The following is a 19,402-nucleotide window of genomic DNA, read 5'->3' as shown; positions in this document are numbered from 1 at the left end:
ATTCAGAGGGACATATAGTCCGCCTTTATGTGATTTCTCTACTTTAAGTAAGGCATAAATGAGAACATAAATAAAAATAATGATAATTATATAACACATCAACAATCACTAAGATTAAAATTATGATTAATCTGCATGAGTTGATTAGAAAAATAAGAAGTGGTAAAAGATGGAAAATTTAAAGAAAAACTCAGTTATTTACTGCATTTTACAGTTGTTAGGTAAGAATTAATGAGTAAAAACAAAGTAAAATGTCTGACAATTTGATTTTTTTTAAAAAAGTTGTCTAAATCACTTGACTATAAATTGTCAGAATGTTAAAATGCAATTGAATCATGGATACGAGAATACAAATTCTCGTATGCATGTGACATATAACTAACTTTTTTAAAGAGGGAGACTTTATAATGAAAGACATTTTCAACAGACGCCAACGCTTTTCATTGCGTAAATATTCGTTTGGTGTCGCTTCAGTCTTGCTTGGGACAGCATTGTTTGCTGCTCACACCGCACAGGCTGAAGAGGTTGACGCAGCATCAACGTCGTCTTCAGATTCTTCTGCAGCTGTAGGAGCTGAAGGTACTTCAGATCTGGTCAAAGAAACAGCAACTTCTGTTGCCCAATCAGATCCAACTGCTGCAGCTGCGGCTGAAGCCCCAACTTCAACGCTACCAATCTCAGTAGCTTCTGCTTCTGAAGCTCCAAAGGCTGAAGCAACAACTTCTGAAGCAGCAAAAGAAGAAGCTTCTTCAAGCGCTAAATCAGAAGCAGCTAAACCTGCAGAAAACAAAGCTACGTCAGAAGCAGCTAAACCAGCAACTCCAGCTTCAACTGCAGCTTCAACTGCAGCAGCTAGCGGTAAAGTTGAAACAACAGCTTCAACAACAGCCGCTACAGCAACTCCAGCTGCAGCAGCAGCTAACCATTCTGCAGCAACAGCAGCTCCAGTAGCTGAAGAAACACCAGCAGCTGAAACTGCGGCGGCAGCAACAAGTGTTAAGCCAAATGTTACAGCACGTGGTTATTCACGTTTTTATTCTGTAGGATCAGCAGCAAATCGTAGTGCAACACTTGACCGTGCAGCAACAGATATGACGAATGCTGGTGCTTTGGCAACAAGAAGCAGCCGTCGTAACCGTCGTGCTTTGACAGACCATAACGTAGCACCGATTGATGTTGTAACGAAATTGAAAACTGATGAAGCAGCAACTCCTACTATGGATGACCCAAATGGATCAAGTGTTTCATCTCAATCTGTACCAGCTGGTTATGAAAGAAAAGAAGGTGACTTCTATACATACGGTATTTGGGATTTAACGAAGTTTAACGAACGTTATCATACGAATTATTATGCACGTGCCTATAAGAGTTTTGATAATTCAACGGATACAACAGTTGAATTGATTAATAAAAATACGGGCGCTGTTGTTGAAACTAGGAAAATTACTGCCTCAAGTGGTGTCCAAAAATTCACAACTACAACTGCTGCATCGAACGGAGAATTGACTTTCCAAGTAGATTACAATGAAGGTAGGGGAGCTGCTGCTGATAAAACAGATAAACCATTTATTCAAAATGGTTATGAAGTTGGAGCAGCTATCAAAGCCTTAGTTGCTGCTGGTCATACCTTAACTCCAGCAGAGAAAACTCGTTACGATGCGGTTTATAATGCTCGTACGACAACGGATATTATCAACGTTGTTGAACCTGCTTATAACGGTCGTACTATCACAGATTCAAATGACAAAATCCCTGTCACTGTCAATCAAAAAACGCTTTATAAAGTAGTTGATAAAAACAACCCAACTTATGATCCTAATAAAACGGATAAAACTGCACAGACTTATAAACCTAACGGGAATGAAGTAGAACTTGCAAGTTATTCAATAACAGCTATGGAAGGTCAAAACTTCACTGCTTCTGGTGAACGTCAGTTTGTGAATTATAAACTTTATCAGACAGCTGATGCGAATGAAAAGACTGGTTATGTCAGCAAGCCTTACACTGTAGGTACCAGATTTATGGACGCTGAGCGTGCAGGAATCAAACGTATCAAGGAAATCGTAGGTGAAGATGGTACTGTAGTTATCCGTGTTTATCTTTTGGACCCAAGACAACAAAACAAACGTTCTGACGGTACTTTGAGTACTGACGGTTATATGCTTTTAGCAGAAACTGAACCAATTAAACCAGGGCAAGCCAATACAAAGGAATTGGTGGTTAAAAAGACACCGCTTCGTACGATTGCTTTCAGAGGTAATGATGGCGTCAACCATCCAAATGGTATTGAAGTGCCATTTGACTTCCAAACTGCTGCCGATTATGTACCTAAAAAGACAGTCTTTGTTCCATTCTTGGGAGATAATATTGGTCACCTTTCTCCAAATGCCCAATTGGAGCGTGGAGTAAAAGGTATTGGTACCAACGTTGACTTGCTCAACACATTAGTCCCTTACAAACAACCTGTTTACTATTATGTAAAACCAGAGCCTGTAACAGTGACTCCAGAAGTTGAAAAACAATTGGCAGGTCGTACTCTTGTAGATGGTGAATTCAGCTTTAAGATTAAGGAAAAATCTTCTGCACCTGGTGTGGAAGAAACTGTCACAAATAAAAACGGTAAAGCAACCTTCTCTAAATTAACATTTGATAAAGTAGGTACTTATACATACACTATCACTGAAGAAAAAGGCGCAGATGCAGATAAGAATGTCGATTATGATGCTATGGAAGTAACCATGACCGTTACGGTTACTCAAAATGCTGCGGGTGATTTGCAAGCAAATGTTAAATACAGTGGTGCTGGCGGTTTTGCTTCAAGCGCAGATGACAAAGTCTTTAACAACTACGTTGTAGCTCCTGTTAAGACTAAATTTAACTTCTCTAAAGCTCTTGCAGGTCGTGCTCTTAAAGATGGTGAGTTCACTTTCCAATTGAAAGATGCCAACGGAACTGTTCTTCAAACTAAGACTAACAATGCTAGCGGTGTAATCGCCTTTGACGATTTGACATTCACAAATGCACAAGTTGGTACTCACAAGTACACTGTTGAAGAAGTTCGTGGTTCTGAAGCTGGTATGCAATATGACCCAATGAAAGCTGAAGTAACCATTACTGTTACTAAAGATGGTCATGTTCTTAAAGCGGTTAATACACTTCCAGCAGATACTGAGTTCAACAATACTTTCACACCTGCTGCAACACAAGCACAATTCCGCTTCACAAAACGTTTGGAAGGTAAGACTCTTGAAGCTAATGCCTTCACATTCGAATTGCTTGAAAACGGTAATGTGATCCAAACTAAACAAAATGCAGCTGATGGTTCAATTCAGTTTGACCCAATCTCATATGCAACTGTAGGTACACACACTTACACTGTACGTGAAAAAGCTGGAACAGATACAAACATTGATTACGATTCAATGAACGCAGTTGTGACTGTAAATGTTACAAAAGATGCTCAAACAGGTCTTTTGAACGCTGCAGTTACTATGCCAGCTGATACTGAGTTCAACAACTTTGCTGTTGCACCAGTTAAGACTCGTTTTGACTTCAGCAAGGCTCTTGCAGGTCGTGCTCTTAAAGATGGTGAATTTAGCTTCGTATTGAAAGATGCTAACGGAACTGTTCTTCAAACTAAGACTAACAATGCTAGTGGTGTGATTGCCTTTGACGATTTGACATTCACAAACGCACAAGTTGGTACTCACAAGTACACTGTTGAAGAAGTTCAAGGTTCTGAAGCTGGCGTTCAATATGACACAATGAAAGCTGAAGTAACAATCACTGTTACTAAAGATGGTCATGTTCTTAAAGCTGTTAATACACTTCCAGCCGACAAAGAATTCAACAATACATTCACTTCATCTCCAACACAAGCACAATTCCGCTTCACAAAACGTTTGGAAGGTAAGACTCTTGAAGCTAATGCCTTCACGTTCGAATTGCTTGAAAATGGCAATGTGATCCAAACTAAGAAGAATGCGGCTGATGGTTCAATCCAATTTGACCCAATCTCATATGCAACTGTAGGTACACACACTTACACTGTACGTGAAGTAGCTGGAACTGACACAAACATTGATTACGATCCAATGAACGCAGTTGTGACTGTAAATGTCACAAAAGACGCTCAAACAGGTCTTTTGAACGCTACCGTTACAATGCCAGCTGATACTGAATTCAACAACTATGTTGTTGCTCCAGTTGTGACTAAGTTCGACTTTACTAAGAAATTGGCAGGTCGTGAACTTAAAGCAGGTGAATTCAGCTTCGTATTGAAAGATGCTGCTACAGGTGCAGTTGTTGAAACAGTTAAGAATGATGCTGCTGGTAATGTTTCATTCTCTAACTTGTCATTCGACAACACTAAAGTAGGTACTCATACTTATACAGTAGAAGAAGTTATCCCAGCCAACAAAGAGTTTGGTATGACTTACGATAAGATGAAAGCTACTGTTACAGTTGAAGTTGCTAAGAATGGTCATTCATTGACTACAGTTACAAACGTATCTTCAACTGGTGGGGTTGATGCCAACGGTAATGCTACTGACGGTACTGCCGATAAAGAATTCAACAACAAAGTAACACCACCAGAAAAACCTAATTTCCAACCAGAAAAATTCGTTGTAAGCAAAGAAAAATATGATATCACTGGTCATAAATTGACTGATGATGACGATGATGTTCCTGGTGACGAGTATGAAGCCACAAATGCAAATCCATATGTTGATGGTGTTGCTAACAACGAACCAGAAAACTTGAATACTAAGACTGTTAAACGCGGTTCTAAATTGGTATACCAAGTATGGCTTGATACTACTAAATTCACAGAAGCTAACAACGTTCAATACGTTGGTGTATCAGATACATATGATGCTGATAAATTAACAGTGAACGCTTCAGATATCAAGGCTTACGATTCAGTTACTGGTGCAGATGTGACTAACAAGTTCGACATCACAGTTGAAAATGGTACAATCACTGCAACTTCTAAAGCAGATTTCATCAAAGATAAAGTAAACAACCCAGTTATCGATACTACTAAGTTCGAATTTGGTCGTTACTATAAATTTGATATTCCAGCAACTGTTAAAGAATCTGTTAAAGCTGGTGCTGATATTGAAAATACAGCCAACCAAACAGTTCACGTTTACAACCCAGTAAGCAAGACAGTTGAAACACCACACAAACCAACACAAAAACGTGTTAACAGTGTTCCAGTTCCACTTGACCTTAACTTCACTAAGACTCTTGCTGGACGTACACTTCAAGCTAACGAATTCGAATTCATCTTGAAGAAAGATGGTACAGAAGTTGAACGTGCTCATAATGATGCGAGTGGTAAAGTAAACTTCAAGACACTTGAGTTTGGTCGTGATGATCTTGGTAAGACATACAACTACACTGTAGAAGAAGTTCGTGGTACTGATAGCACAGTTACTTACGACCCAATGGTTGCGACTGTGAAAGTTGTAGTATCTCACGATGGTACAGCAAAAGCAATCGTAGCTACTGTCACAGATGCTGTTGATAAAGAATTTAACAATACCGTAACTCCTCCAACAGAACCTAAGTTCCAACCTGAGAAATACGTTGTTTCTAAAGCGAAATTCGATATCACAGGTACTAAGCTCGTTGATGACGATTCTGAATTGACAGATAAATATGGTGAAACAAATACAAATCCATATGTCGACAATACAAACAACAACGAAGCAGAAAACTTGAATACTAAGTCAGTTGAACGTGGATCTAAACTTTACTACCAAGTATGGTTGGATACAACTAAGTTTGACGCAAACAACAAAGATAACATCCAAACAGTTGGTATCTCAGATGACTTTGACGAAACTAAGTTGAATGTTACTGCATCTGACATCAAGGTTTACGATTCAGTAACTGGTGCAGACGTTACTAACAAGTTTGATATCGCTATTAATAACGGTATTGTAACAGCTAACCTTAAAGCCGGCTTCACTAAGTCACTTGGCGACGCTGAAAACACTCAAGTAATTGATACTACTAAGTTTGAATTTGGACGCTACTATAAATTTGATATCCCAGCAACAGTTAAAGACGATGTCGTAGCTGGTGCCGATATTGAAAACAAAGCAGCCCAAGTAGTTAACTACTACAACCCAGTAAGCAAGACAGTTGAAAAACCAAACAAACCAACTGAAAAACGTGTTAATAGTGTTCCAATCTCAGTAGAATTCAACTTCACTAAGAAATTGGAAGGCCGTGCACTTAAAGCTGGCGAATTCACATTCGAGTTGAAAGATAGCGACAATGTTGTAATTGCAACTACAACCAACGACGCAGACGGTAACTTCAAGTTTGTACCAGTTGATTACACAAACAAAGCTGGTGAAACTGTTACAGCCCTTAAATATAAGAAGGGTCAAGAAGGTACTTACACTTACACTGTAACAGAGGTTAAAGGTACAGACTCAACAGTCACATACGACCCAATGGCTGCAGTTGTAACGGTTAAAGTCAGTCACGATGGTACTGCCAAAGCATTGATCACAAACGTGACAGATCCTGCCGATAAAGAATTCAACAACCGTGTCACTCCACCAACAGAACCTAAGTTCCAACCAGAGAAATACGTTGTTTCTAAAGCTAAATTCGATATCACAGGTACTAAGCTCGTTGATGACGATTCTGAATTGACAGATAAATATGGTGAAACTAACGCTAACCCATATGTCGATGATACAAAGAACAACGAAGCTGAAAACTTGAATACTAAGACAGTTGAACGTGGCTCTAAACTTTACTACCAAGTATGGTTGGATACAACTAAGTTTGACGCAAACAACAAAGATAACATCCAAACAGTAGGTATCACAGATAACTACGACAAGGATAAATTGACTGTTAACGCTTCAGACATCAAGGTTTACGATTCAGTTACTGGCGCAGACGTAACTAACAAGTTCGATATTTCTGATAACAATGGTGCTCTTACAGCTAACCTTAAAGCCGGCTTCACTAAGTCACTTGGCGACGCTGAAAACACTCAAATCATTGATACTACTAAGTTCGAATTTGGTCGCTACTATAAATTTGATATCCCAGCAACAGTTAAAGACGATGTCGCAGCTGGTGCCGATATTGAAAATAAAGCAGCGCAAGTTATTAACTACTACAACCCAGTAAGCAAGACAGTTGAAAAACCAAACAAACCAACTGAAAAACGTGTTAATAGTGTTCCAGTTCCACTTGATCTTAAATTCACGAAAGCTCTTGAAGGTCGTCAATTGAAAGATCAAGAGTTCACATTTGTTCTTAAGAAAGATGGCAACGTTGTTGAAACAGTTAAGAATGATGCGACTGGTAAGGTTAACTTCACTCAACTTAAGTTTGGTAAAGATGATCTTGGTAAGACTTACAACTACACTGTAGAAGAAGTTCGTGGTACTGATAGCACCGTTTCTTACGACCCAATGGTTGCAACTGTGAAAGTTGTGGTTTCTCACGACGGTACAGCTAAAGCAATCGTAGCGAATGTAACAGATGCTGCTGATAAAGAGTTCAACAACCGTGTAACTCCACCAGAAGAACCTAAGTTCCAACCAGAGAAGTATGTATTGAATGCAGAGAAATTCTCAATCACTGATAACAAACTTCTCGACGATGATTCTGAATTGGCTGACAAGTACGCAGATACAAATGCCAACCCATATGCGGATGGTACTGCCAACAACGAAGCTGAAAACATCAATACTAAGACTGTTAACCGTGGCGACAAGTTGGTTTACCAAGTATGGCTTGATACAACTAAATTCGACGCTAACAACAAGGATAACATCCAAACAGTTGGTATCTCAGATGACTTCGACGAAACTAAGTTGGAACTTGACGCTACTAAGATTAAAGCGTATGACTCTGTAACAGGCGATGATGTAACTTCTAAATTCGATATCACTGTTAACAATGGTGTGATTACAGCTAACCTTAAAGCCGGCTTCACGAAGTCACTTGGCGACGCTGAAAACACTCAAATTATTGATACAACTAAGTTCGCATTTGGACGTTACTACAAGTTCGACATCCCAACAACAGTTAAAGCTGATGTTCCTGGCGGTGCAGACATTGAAAATACTGCAGCTCAAGTTGTAAACTACTACAACCCAACTACTAAGAAAGTTGAAAAACCAAGCAAACCAACTGAAAAACGTGTTAATAACGTTCCAGTTGAAGTGTCATTCAACTTCACTAAACGTTTGGAAGGTCGTGAGCTTAAAGCCAACGAATTCAACTTCGTGCTTAAAGATTCAACAGGTAAAGTTGTTGAAACAGTAAGCAATGATGCGGCTGGTAATGTTAAATTCTCACCACTCAGCTTCAAGAAAGGTGAAGAAGGCGTTCACAACTACACTGTAGAAGAAGTTAAGGGAACAGACGCAACTGTCGCTTACGATACAATGAAAGCAACTGTAGCAATCACAGTATCACACGACGGTACAGCTAAAGCCCTTGTAGCAACTGTAGGTGCAATCGCTGATAAAGAGTTCAATAACCGTGTAACTCCACCAGAAGAACCTAAGTTCAACCCTGAAAAATATGTTGTTTCTGAAGAGAAATTCGATATCACAGGTGACAAGCTCGTTGATGATGACAAAGAGTTGGCAGACAAGTACGCAGATACAAATGCCAACCCATATGCGGACGATGCATCTAACAACGAAAAACAAAACTTGAACACTAAGACTGTTAACCGTGGCGACAAGTTGGTTTACCAAGTATGGTTGGATACAACTAAATTTGACGCTAACAACAAGGATAACATCCAATCTGTTGGTATCACTGATGACTACGATGAAGCTAAGTTGAATCTTGACGCTACTAAGATTAAAGCTTACGATTCAGTAACAGGTGATGATGTAACTTCTAAATTCGATATCGCTGTGAACAATGGTGTGATTACTGCAACCCTTAAAGATGGCTTCACTAAGTCACTTGGCGACGCAGAAAATACTCAAATCATCGACACAACTAAATTCGCCTTCGGACGTTACTACAAGTTCGACATCCCAACAACCGTTAAAGCTGATGTTCCTGGCGGTGTGGATATCGAAAATACAGCAGCTCAAGTTGTAAACTACTACAACCCAACAACTAAGAAAGTTGAAAAACCAAGCAAACCAACTGAAAAACGTGTAAACAACGTTCCAGTTGAAGTGTCATTCAACTTCACTAAACGTTTGGAAGGTCGTGAGCTTAAAGCTAACGAATTTACATTCGAGTTGAAGGATGCAGCAGGTAAAGTTGTTGAAACTGTTAAGAATGATGCAGCTGGTAACGTTGCATTCTCACCACTCAGCTTCAAGAAGGGTGAAGAAGGCGTTCACAACTACACTGTAGAAGAAGTTAAGGGCACAGATTCAACTGTTACATACGATACAATGAAAGCGAATGTAACAGTAACCGTTAAACACGACGGAACTGCTAAACTTCTCGTAGCAACTGTAGGTGCAATCGCTGATAAAGAGTTTAACAACCGTGTAACTCCACCAGAAGAACCTAAGTTCAACCCTGAAAAATATGTTGTTTCTGAAGCGAAATTTGACGTAACAGGTACTAAACTCGTTGATGATGATAAAGAATTGGCTAACAAGGTTGCGGATACAAACGCTAACCCATATGCGGACGATGCATCAAACAACGAAGCTGAAAACTTGAATACTAAGTCAGTTAAACGTGGTCAAAAACTTTACTACCAAGTATGGCTTGACACTACTCAATTTGACGCAAACAACAAGGACAACATCCAAACAGTTGGTATCACAGATGACTTCGATGAAACTAAGTTGACTGTGAATGCTTCAGAAATCAAGGTATACGATTCAGTATCAGGTGCCGATGTTACATCTAAGTTCGATATCTCACTCGCTAACGGTGTAATCACAGCTAACCTTAAAGATGGCTTCACTAAGTCACTTGGTGACGCTGAAAACACTCAAATCATTGATACAACTAAGTTCGAATTTGGACGCTACTATAAATTTGATATTCCTGCAACAGTGAACGCTAACGTTCCTGGCGGTGTGGATATCGAAAATACAGCAGCCCAAGTTGTTAACTACTACAACCCAACAACTAAGAAGGTTGAAAAACCAAACAAACCAACTGAAAAACGTGTAAACAGTGTTCCAGTTGACATCGAATTCAACTTCACTAAACGTTTGGAAGGTCGTGAACTTAAAGCTAACGAATTCAACTTTGTGCTTAAAGATGCTTCAGGTAAAGTTGTTGAAACAGTAAGCAATGACGCAGCTGGTAACGTTAAGTTCTCTAAACTTGAATTCAAGAAGGGTCAAGAAGGCGTTCACAACTACACTGTAGAAGAAGTTAAGGGCACAGATTCAACTGTTACATACGATACAATGAAAGCGAATGTAACAGTAACCGTTTCACATGACGGAACTGCTAAACTTCTCGTAGCGAAAGTTGGCGAAATCGCTGATAAAGAGTTCAACAACACTGTTCGTCCTCCAGAAGAACCTAAGTTTAAACCAGAGAAATACGTTCTTAGCAAAGATAATGGTAAGTTTGATATCACTGGTACTAAGCTTGTTGATGATGATAAAGAGTTGAAAGATAAGTATGCAGAAACAAATGCAAACCCTTATGCTGATGATCCATCAAACAACGAAGTAGAAAACATCAATACTAAAGCTGTTAAACGTGGCGATATTATCAACTACCAAGTATGGCTTGATACAAATCAATTTGATGCAAACAACAAGGATAACATCCAAACTGTTGGTATCACTGATGATTACGATGAAGCTAAATTGGAAGTTAAAGCTTCAGAAATCAAGGCTTATGATGGTAAGACTGGTGCAGATGTAACAGATAAATTCGATATCACAGTTAATAACGGTGTGATTACAGCTAACCTTAAAGATGGCTTCACTAAGTCACTTGGCGACGCTGAAAATACTCAAATCATTGACACTACTAAGTTCGAATTTGGACGTTACTACAAGTTTGTCATCCCAGCTAAAGTAAGCAGTGGTGCATTTGATGGTGCTGAAATTGTAAATACAGCAGCTCAGCTCGTTCACTACTATAACCCAACAACTAAGAAAGTTGAAACACCTAAGGTACCAACTGAAAAACGTGTCAACAATGTTCCAACAGCTATTGAGTTGGTATTTGGTAAGACACTTAACGGACGTCAGTTGAAAGATCAAGAATTCAGCTTCGTACTTAAAGATTCAGAAGGTAAAGAAATTGAAACTGTTAAGAACGATGCAGAAGGTAAGGTTAAGTTCCATACTATCAATTATGCTAAGGCAGATATTGGTAAGACATTCAACTACACTGTAGAAGAAGTTAAGGGAACTGATAAGACAGTTACTTACGACCCAATGAAAGTCAATGTTACTGTTACAGTTGTTCAACCTTCACCAGGTGCTCAATTAACAACTGTCGTTTCTTACGCTACAGTAGGTGGAGATGCTTACGGTGCAGACGATCGTGTCTTTGATAACGAGGTTAACCCTAACTTCAAACCTGAAAAATATGTTGTTTCAGAACCAAGCTTCGACATCATTGGTAACAAACTTGCCGATGACGATGATTCAGCTGATAAAGTTGAAATCCAAAACTTGAATGGTAAGACCCTCAAACGTGGTCAAAAGATCTACTATCAAGTATGGCTTGACACTCGTGACTTCACAGCAGAAAGCAATCTTCAAACTGTAGGTATCACTGATAACTACGAAGAAGATAAGCTTGATATCAATCCTGCTGAAATCAAAGTTTACGATGGTAAGACTGGTGCAGATGTTACTGATAAGTTCGACATCAAGGTTGAAAACGGTGTTCTCTATGGTTCATCTAAAGCAAGCTTGACTAAGCCTATCAGCGATAAAGATGCAACTCCAGTTATCGATACAACTAAATTCGAGTTTGGTCGTTACTATAAATTTGATATCCCAGCAACTGTTAAGGATATTAAAGAAAACGACGGTGTTGATATTGAAAATACAGCCAACCAAACTATCCACCAATACAACCCTTACAATAAGAAAGTTACAACTCCTAACAAACCAACTCAAACACGTGAAAACAACGTTCCAGTTCCACTCGAGTTCGACTATACTAAACGACTTGAAGGACGTGAGTTGACTGCAGGTGAGTTCAGCTTCGTATTGAAAGACCAAAACAACAAGGTTCTTCAAACAGTAACCAACGATAAAGATGGTCACATCAAGTTTGAAAAACTCTTGTTCAGCAAAGCAGATCTTGGTAAGACATTCACTTACACTGTGGAAGAAGTACCAGGTAAAGATACTACTGTATCTTACGATGGAATGGTAGCTAAAGTAACTGTTGAAGTTACTAAAGAAGGTAAAGTTCTTAAGACTGTTGCTAACTACTCTGCAACTGGCGGTAACGCTTCTGGCGCTAACGACAAAGAGTTCAACAACAAAGTTCGCCCACCAGAAACACCTAAGTTCCAACCAGAAAAATATGTTGTTTCTGAAGCAAAATTCGATATCACAGGTACTAAGCTCGTTGATGATGATAAAGAATTGGCTAACAAGGTTGCAGATACAAATGCTAATCCTTACGCTGATGATGCATCAAACAACGAATTGGAAAACTTGAATACTAAGTCAGTTAAACGTGGTGAAAAGATTTACTACCAAGTATGGCTTGATACTACTCAATTTGACGCTAACAACAAGGATAACATCCAAACAGTTGGTGTATCAGATGACTACGATGAAACTAAGTTGACTGTGAATGCTTCAGACATTAAGGCATACGACTCAGTAACTGGTAAAGATGTTACAGATAAATTCGATATTTCAATCGAAGGTGGTAAGATTGTTGCTAACCTTAAAGATGGCTTCACTAAGTCACTTGGCGATGCTGAAAATACTCAAGTTATCGACACTACTAAGTTCGCCTTTGGACGCTACTATAAATTTGATATTCCTGCAACAGTGAACGCAAACGTTCCTGGCGGTGTGGATATTGAAAATACAGCAGATCAAGTTGTTCACTACTATGATCCAACTCATAAATCTGTTGAAAAACCTAACAAACCAACTGAAAAACGTGTTAACAGTGTTCCAGTTGAAGTCGGATTCAACTTCACTAAACGTTTGGAAGGTCGTGAGCTTAAAGCTAACGAATTCACATTCGAATTGAAGGATGCAGCAGGTAAAGTTGTTGAAACTGTTAAGAATGATGCAGCTGGTAACGTTAAATTCTCTAAACTTGAATTCAAGAAAGGCCAAGAAGGCGTTCACAAGTACACAGTAGAAGAAGTCAAAGGAACTGATGCAACTGTTACATACGATACAATGAAAGCGAATGTAACAATCACTGTTTCTCATGATGGTACTGCTAAAGCTCTTGTAGCAACTGTTGGTGAAATTGCTGATAAAGAATTCAACAATGCTGTTCGTCCACCAGAAAAACCTAAGTTCCAACCAGAAAAATATGTTGTTTCTGAAGCGAAATTCGACGTAACAGGTACTAAACTTGTTGATGATGATAAAGAATTGGCTAATAAGGTTGCAGATACAAATACCAACCCTTACGCTGATGATGCATCAAACAACGAAGCTGAAAACTTGAATACTAAGTCAGTTAAACCTGGTCAAAAACTTTACTACCAAGTATGGCTTGATACAACTCAATTTGACGCTAACAACAAGGATCATATCCAAACTGTTGGTATCACTGATGACTACGATGAAACTAAGTTGGATGTTGATGCATCAGCAATCAAGGCTTACGATTCAGTATCAGGTGCGGATGTAACTTCTAAGTTCGACATTAAGGTTGAAAATGGTGTTGTTACAGCTAACCTTAAAGATGGCTTCACTAAGTCACTTGGCGATGCTGAAAACACTCAAGTTATCGACACTACTAAGTTCGCCTTTGGACGCTACTATAAATTTGATATTCCTGCAACAGTCAAGAAAGACATTAAAGCTGGTGTGGATATCGAAAATACAGCAACTCAAGTTGTTAACTACTACAACCCAACAACTAAGAAAGTTGAAAAACCAAACGTACCAACTGAAAAACGTGTTAACAGTGTTCCAATTTCAGTAGAATTCAACTTCACTAAACGTTTGGAAGGCCGTGAGCTTAAAGCTAACGAATTCAGCTTCGTGCTTAAAGATTCAGAAGGTAAGACTCTTGAAACTGTAAGCAATGACGCTAAAGGTAACGTTAAATTCTCACCTATTGAGTACAAGAAAGGCCAAGAAGGCACTTACAAGTACACAGTAGAAGAAGTTAAAGGTACTGATGGTACTGTTCAATACGACGGTATGAAAGCTCTTGTCACTGTTGAAGTATCACATGATGGTAAAGCGAAAGCTCTTATCACTAAGGTTACTGACCCAGCAGATAAAGAATTCAACAATACTGTTCGTCCACCAGAAAAACCTAAGTTCCAACCAGAGAAATACGTTGTTTCTAAAGAAAAATTCGATATCACTGGTATGAAACTTGTTGATGATGATGCTGAGTTGAAAGATAAAGTAGGCGATACTAATAAAGATCCTTACGCTGACAGCACAGCTAATAACGAAGCTGAAAACCTTAATACTAAGACACTCAAGAAAGGTGATAAGTTTGTTTACCAAGTATGGCTTGATACAAACAACTTCACTGACGCTCAAAATATCCAATCTGTTGGTGTTACAGATAAATATGACAGCGAAAACTTGAACATCAATGTCAAAGATATTAAAGCATACGACTCTGTAACAGGAGAAGATGTGACAGCTAAGTTTGACATCAAGGTTGAAAATGGTGTAATCACTGCAACATCTAAGTCTGACCTTACTAAGTCACTCGGTGATGCAGAAAATACTCAAGTGATCGATACTGCTAAATTGGCATTCGGACGCTACTACAAGTTCGATATTCCTGCAACTATCAAAGGCACTGCTAAAGATGGTGTAGACATCGAAAATACTGCGTCACAAATCGTTCACCAATACGACCCAACTAAGAAATCTGTTGAAAAACCAGAAAAACCAACAGAAAAACGTGTAGTCAATATCCCAACTAAGGTTGAGTTTGAATTCACTAAGAAACTTGAAGGTCGTGAACTTAAAGCTGGTGAGTTTAGTTTCGTACTTAAAGACAGCAAGGGTAATGTGATCGAAACTGTAAGCAATGATGCTAACGGTAAGATCAAGTTCTCAGCTCTTGAGTACAAACGTGGTGAAGAAGGTACTCACGTCTACACAGTAGAAGAAGTACAAGGTAACGATGCAACTGTTACTTACGATAAGATGGTTGCTACAGTCGTTGTTTCAGTAACTAAAGACGGTAAAGTCTTGACAGTAACTTCTCAATTGCCAGAAGATACTGAGTTCAACAATATTGTGACACCACCGACTCCTCCAACACCACCGACTCCACCAACTCCACCAACTCCACCAACTCCTCCAACACCACCGACTCCTCCAACTCCAGTGGTTCCACCAGTGACACCACCAACTACACCAGAAGCTCCTAAAGGACCAGCACTCCCTGAAACAGGTGATGATGCGTCTATGGCAGCTATGGCTCTCGGAGGAATCCTTGCGGCAGCTGGACTTGGTTTGGCAGGAAAACGCAAAAAAGAAGACTAAGATAGTTCATAGGTTAAATCCCTCAACATAGTTAGTTAGACTATTTCAGTTTTCGAAAAAGAGACTCATCCCGAAAGGGGTGGGTCTCTTTTGTGATGTTCAAAGTGATGAATACCTTTTTTGGGCTCTATGTCAACTGTAGTGGATGACGAAAAGCTAACATCTAGAGAGAACCTGATAGGTTTTCTCTTTTTGTGTGTTCAGAGTGATGAAGACACTCTTCTTAAAGTTGATAAAGTTTGTAGACCAAATTCCAACTGTTTGATGTTTTTGATCAACTTATTAGTCACTTCAAGTTTCGCGCTTTGAATAGTCCGTTTCTAGCGCATTTTTGATGTATTGTTTGTGTCTAAGAAAAGTTCTAAAGACAGTTTGAAAGTAGTGATTGACCTTGTTCATATTTTCCGCTATGAGTTCAAAGAACTCATCTACTCTCTTCTCCTGAAAGTGAAATAGTAAGAGTTGGTAAAGATTATAGTAGTCGCAGAGTTCCTCTGAGAAATTCAGTGTCTTTTCAATGACTTTATGTGGTTATAAAGTTTGACGGAAGGTCTTTGAGTAAAAAGGGGTGAGAGATAACTTACGGCAGTCCTTTTGGAAGAGTCTCCAGTGATTTTTCAAGGTTCGATAGGGTAGTGATTTCTTGATGAAATGATTTATAATCGCAATTCTAGTCTTAAAAATAGTGGCTCTATAATCTCTATAGCCGTTTTAGCTACTACAGACATTATAGAGCAACTTTTAATTATTCAGTCAAAAACAAAGTTTTATGGAAGAAATAAAATATTAAAAATACTGATATCTTTTCAATTTAATTACATTAATAAATCTAAAAACTTGTATATTTATACTTGAATCTTAGTTTTATTATGAGTGTATCTATAAATATTGAAGGTGTAAAAGGTAAGAATTATTCTATGATTCGAAAATTGCAAGACTTTTAAAAAGTAATATTTGTTGATATTGTAAGATGTTATAAATGCTTTAAATACAATGATTAATTTATATTTTGAATTATATATGTAAAGTTGTATAGGTTCTGTATAAAAAGAAGGTGTTAGAAAATAATACTTTGAAAAGAATAATGCTTAAGTTATTTAAAAAAAATAGGGTAAACTAATTTTATAATGGTAAAATATTGATTCAATTCTAATTATATGATATATTTGACGTTAGGGAAATTCAATTTAAATTATTTTTAGAAGAGACAAGAGTAATCAAAATCTAATGATTGCTTGTCTAGGAGGAAAGATGGGTAAAGATATCTTTAGTAAGAAGAGTCGTTTCTCGATTCGTAAATTGAATATTGGAGTCTGCTCGGTCTTGCTTGGTACTTTGATCATGATTGGTCACACAGCTCAAGCGGATGAAACGACATCTGATGGAGCAACAGTTGCAGCTACAGCTGTAAGTGCAAGTCAAGGTGAAGGAGTCGCGGCTACAACTTCGCCAACTACAGCACCAGAAAGTGTCTCAACTACTACGGTAACACCAGCTGCCACTGAAACAGTCGCAGCGACGTCGGTTGCACCTACAACATCAGTTGCACCAAGTGCAGTAGTAAGTTCGGAAGCGCCAGCTTCAACAAGTGTTGCAAGTTCAGCGCCGGCAAATTCAGTAGCGACATCAACAAGTCCAGTAGTTGCTTCAGAAGTTACAGGCTCAACAAATGCATCAACCGCAAAACCAGCAACTGCATCTGAGGCATCTCGTTCAGTCACAGCTTCTACAACACCATCAACTACAGCAAGCTCAGAGAGCGCTATCACAAATAATATTAGTGCGTCAGAAACTGCAAATGCGCCTCGTGTACGTAGTCGTCGAAGTATCGCACAAGGAGCAACACGTTCAGCATCAACTGCAACACGTGCGTCAGATGGTGCACAAAACCTTGATTATTCTAACAAAGAAAATGCTCAAGATTATGTACAGATTAGCTACGAAGTAGACAAGGCTAATAACGTTCTTCATTGGACTGTTCTTGATAATCCAGGCCGAAAAGCGAATGCCGCTAGTGGTTATGTTTACTTTACTATCCCTAAAGATTCTGTTGGCGCACCAACGAACTGGCAAGTTGTTCAAACTGACAAAAATGGAAAAGTAGTCAATACGCGTAATTACTGGAAGGATAATGATGGATCATACTTGATGGGTCAAAATGGTAGAATGGATACCTATACAGGCTCTGAAATGACTCAACGTTTGACCCAACTTTACAAAGATATAAAAAATCCAGCAATTCAAGGAAATGAAGCAGCGGTAGCGGCTCAAACAGCAGAACGTTCACAAGCTTTGTATACGATGACAGCGGATAATAATGCAATTCGTAATGTTATGTGGACGATTACATTTGACACACCGATCGTAGATAAATCTAAGCCACTTGACTATGTTGCAGGTATGCAAGGAACAGGAGTTATTGGCGGAAGAACGAATATTATGACTGGTTATGCGGATAACTTCATTGATAATGAAAGTTCAAAATTCCAAGCAGTAGCAGTCAAAGAAAAGTATACTGCAAAAGTTGGTGGAAGTTTTGATGCTACTCCGGCTAATTATGTAACCAATAAAGCTGGAACACCAGAATTCCCAAATAACTATCGTGGTGCAACAACATTTGCATGGAAAGACGGCCAAGCTCCAACTGCTACACAAGCAGGTACTTATACAAAAACCGTAGTGGTTACTTACCCAGCTCATTATAATCAAGCTCCACAAGAAGTGACCATTACTTTTGAAGTTCAAGGTGAAACACCAAAACCAGTTGCACCAGCAAGTCAGGTTCCAGAAATTACTTCAAATCTTAATGGTAAAGCAAGTACACCAGCTGATGTGACTGTAAATGCAACAGCAGGCTCAACTGTAAAACTTTATAATAATGATGGCGTTGTGATCGGTGAAGCAGTAGCAAACGACCAAGGTGTAGCCACTGTTCACCCTACAAACAGCCTTCCAGAAGGAGAAATTACAGCTACCTCAACACCAGCAGGTGGAAGTGAGTCAGCTAAGAGTGCACCGATTACAGTTACAAAAACACAGTTGACCTATGTAGGTGGAGGAGTTAGTGGTGATAACTACACTCAACTTTTGGTTACCGAGTCACATCTTACAGTTTACCCGGGTGATCCTGTCAATGTAACAATTCAAGCAGCAGGATCACCGTCAGTTGAAAAATTTTGGATTCCTAATAATCCTTATTTGGCAAAAGGACTAGCATATACGAATGATTCTAATGGTGGTTTTCTGGATACAGCTGGCTCAAATACTTATAGACAGCGTAAGGCATACTATCGTGGTAATGTTGATATGACGCAGTCTGCAGGTAGTTCCACTGCTACCTATGCTGTTAGAAATAAAAATGGTAAAGTAGTAACGAGAAATCTTACAATTACCGTTCTTGAGACAGCTAAGAAGTATGAGCCAACTCCTGGAGGAGCAAAAGTAGAAGTTGCTGATCCTAATAATATAAGTGCAACTGAGAAGGCAGCTGTTGAAAAAGCGGTTGGAGATGCGAATACTGCACTTCCACAAGGAACAACATACGTTGCGGATGAAAAGGGTAATGTTACTATTACTTATCCTGATAAATCAGTAGATAAAATTGCTGCTGCATACTTAGTTACACCTGCAAAAGACACTACAGCCCCAGCGAAACCAGTAGTGAATACAGACCTCACAGGCAAAGCAGGCACTAAGCCATCAGTAGAAGTAACTGCAGAACCAGGTTCAACTGTTGCTCTTTACGATAAAGACGGCAACAAGATTGG

Annotated in this window: 2 protein-coding genes and 1 pseudogene; 2 read left to right on the top strand and 1 reads right to left on the bottom strand. The window is 39.0% G+C overall.

The window, feature by feature from the left end:
• The first annotated feature begins 407 nt into the window (after nucleotides 1-407).
• Nucleotides 408-15,635, top strand: a complete 15,228-nt coding sequence (locus HMPREF0848_RS05210) for a YSIRK signal domain/LPXTG anchor domain surface protein (RefSeq protein WP_008535114.1) — start codon at nucleotides 408-410, stop codon at nucleotides 15,633-15,635.
• A gap of 163 nt (nucleotides 15,636-15,798) precedes the next feature.
• Here the strand turns inward: HMPREF0848_RS05210 and HMPREF0848_RS10450 are convergent.
• Nucleotides 15,799-16,313 (bottom strand): annotated as a pseudogene (locus HMPREF0848_RS10450) (transposase); the annotation flags it as partial.
• A 573-nt stretch (nucleotides 16,314-16,886) separates the two neighbouring features.
• On the opposite strand from HMPREF0848_RS10450, the gene HMPREF0848_RS05205 reads away from it, so the two are divergent.
• A partial coding sequence (locus tag HMPREF0848_RS05205) for a YSIRK-type signal peptide-containing protein (protein ID WP_037608982.1) occupies nucleotides 16,887-19,402 on the top strand: 2,516 nt, incomplete at its 3' end.

Origin of the sequence: Streptococcus sp. C150 (genome assembly GCF_000187445.1) — a bacterium.
In the GTDB taxonomy this organism is placed as follows: Bacteria; Bacillota; Bacilli; order Lactobacillales; family Streptococcaceae; genus Streptococcus; species Streptococcus raffinosi.
Note: the sequence above shows the minus strand (reverse complement) of the source record. Positions and strands in the feature narration are given on the sequence as shown.

Bases quoted from the DNA above. Each gene is read 5' to 3' on its own strand.
- HMPREF0848_RS05210 (WP_008535114.1), top strand. From the start codon at position 408: ATGAAAGACATTTTCAACAGACGCCAACGCTTTTCATTGCGTAAATAT.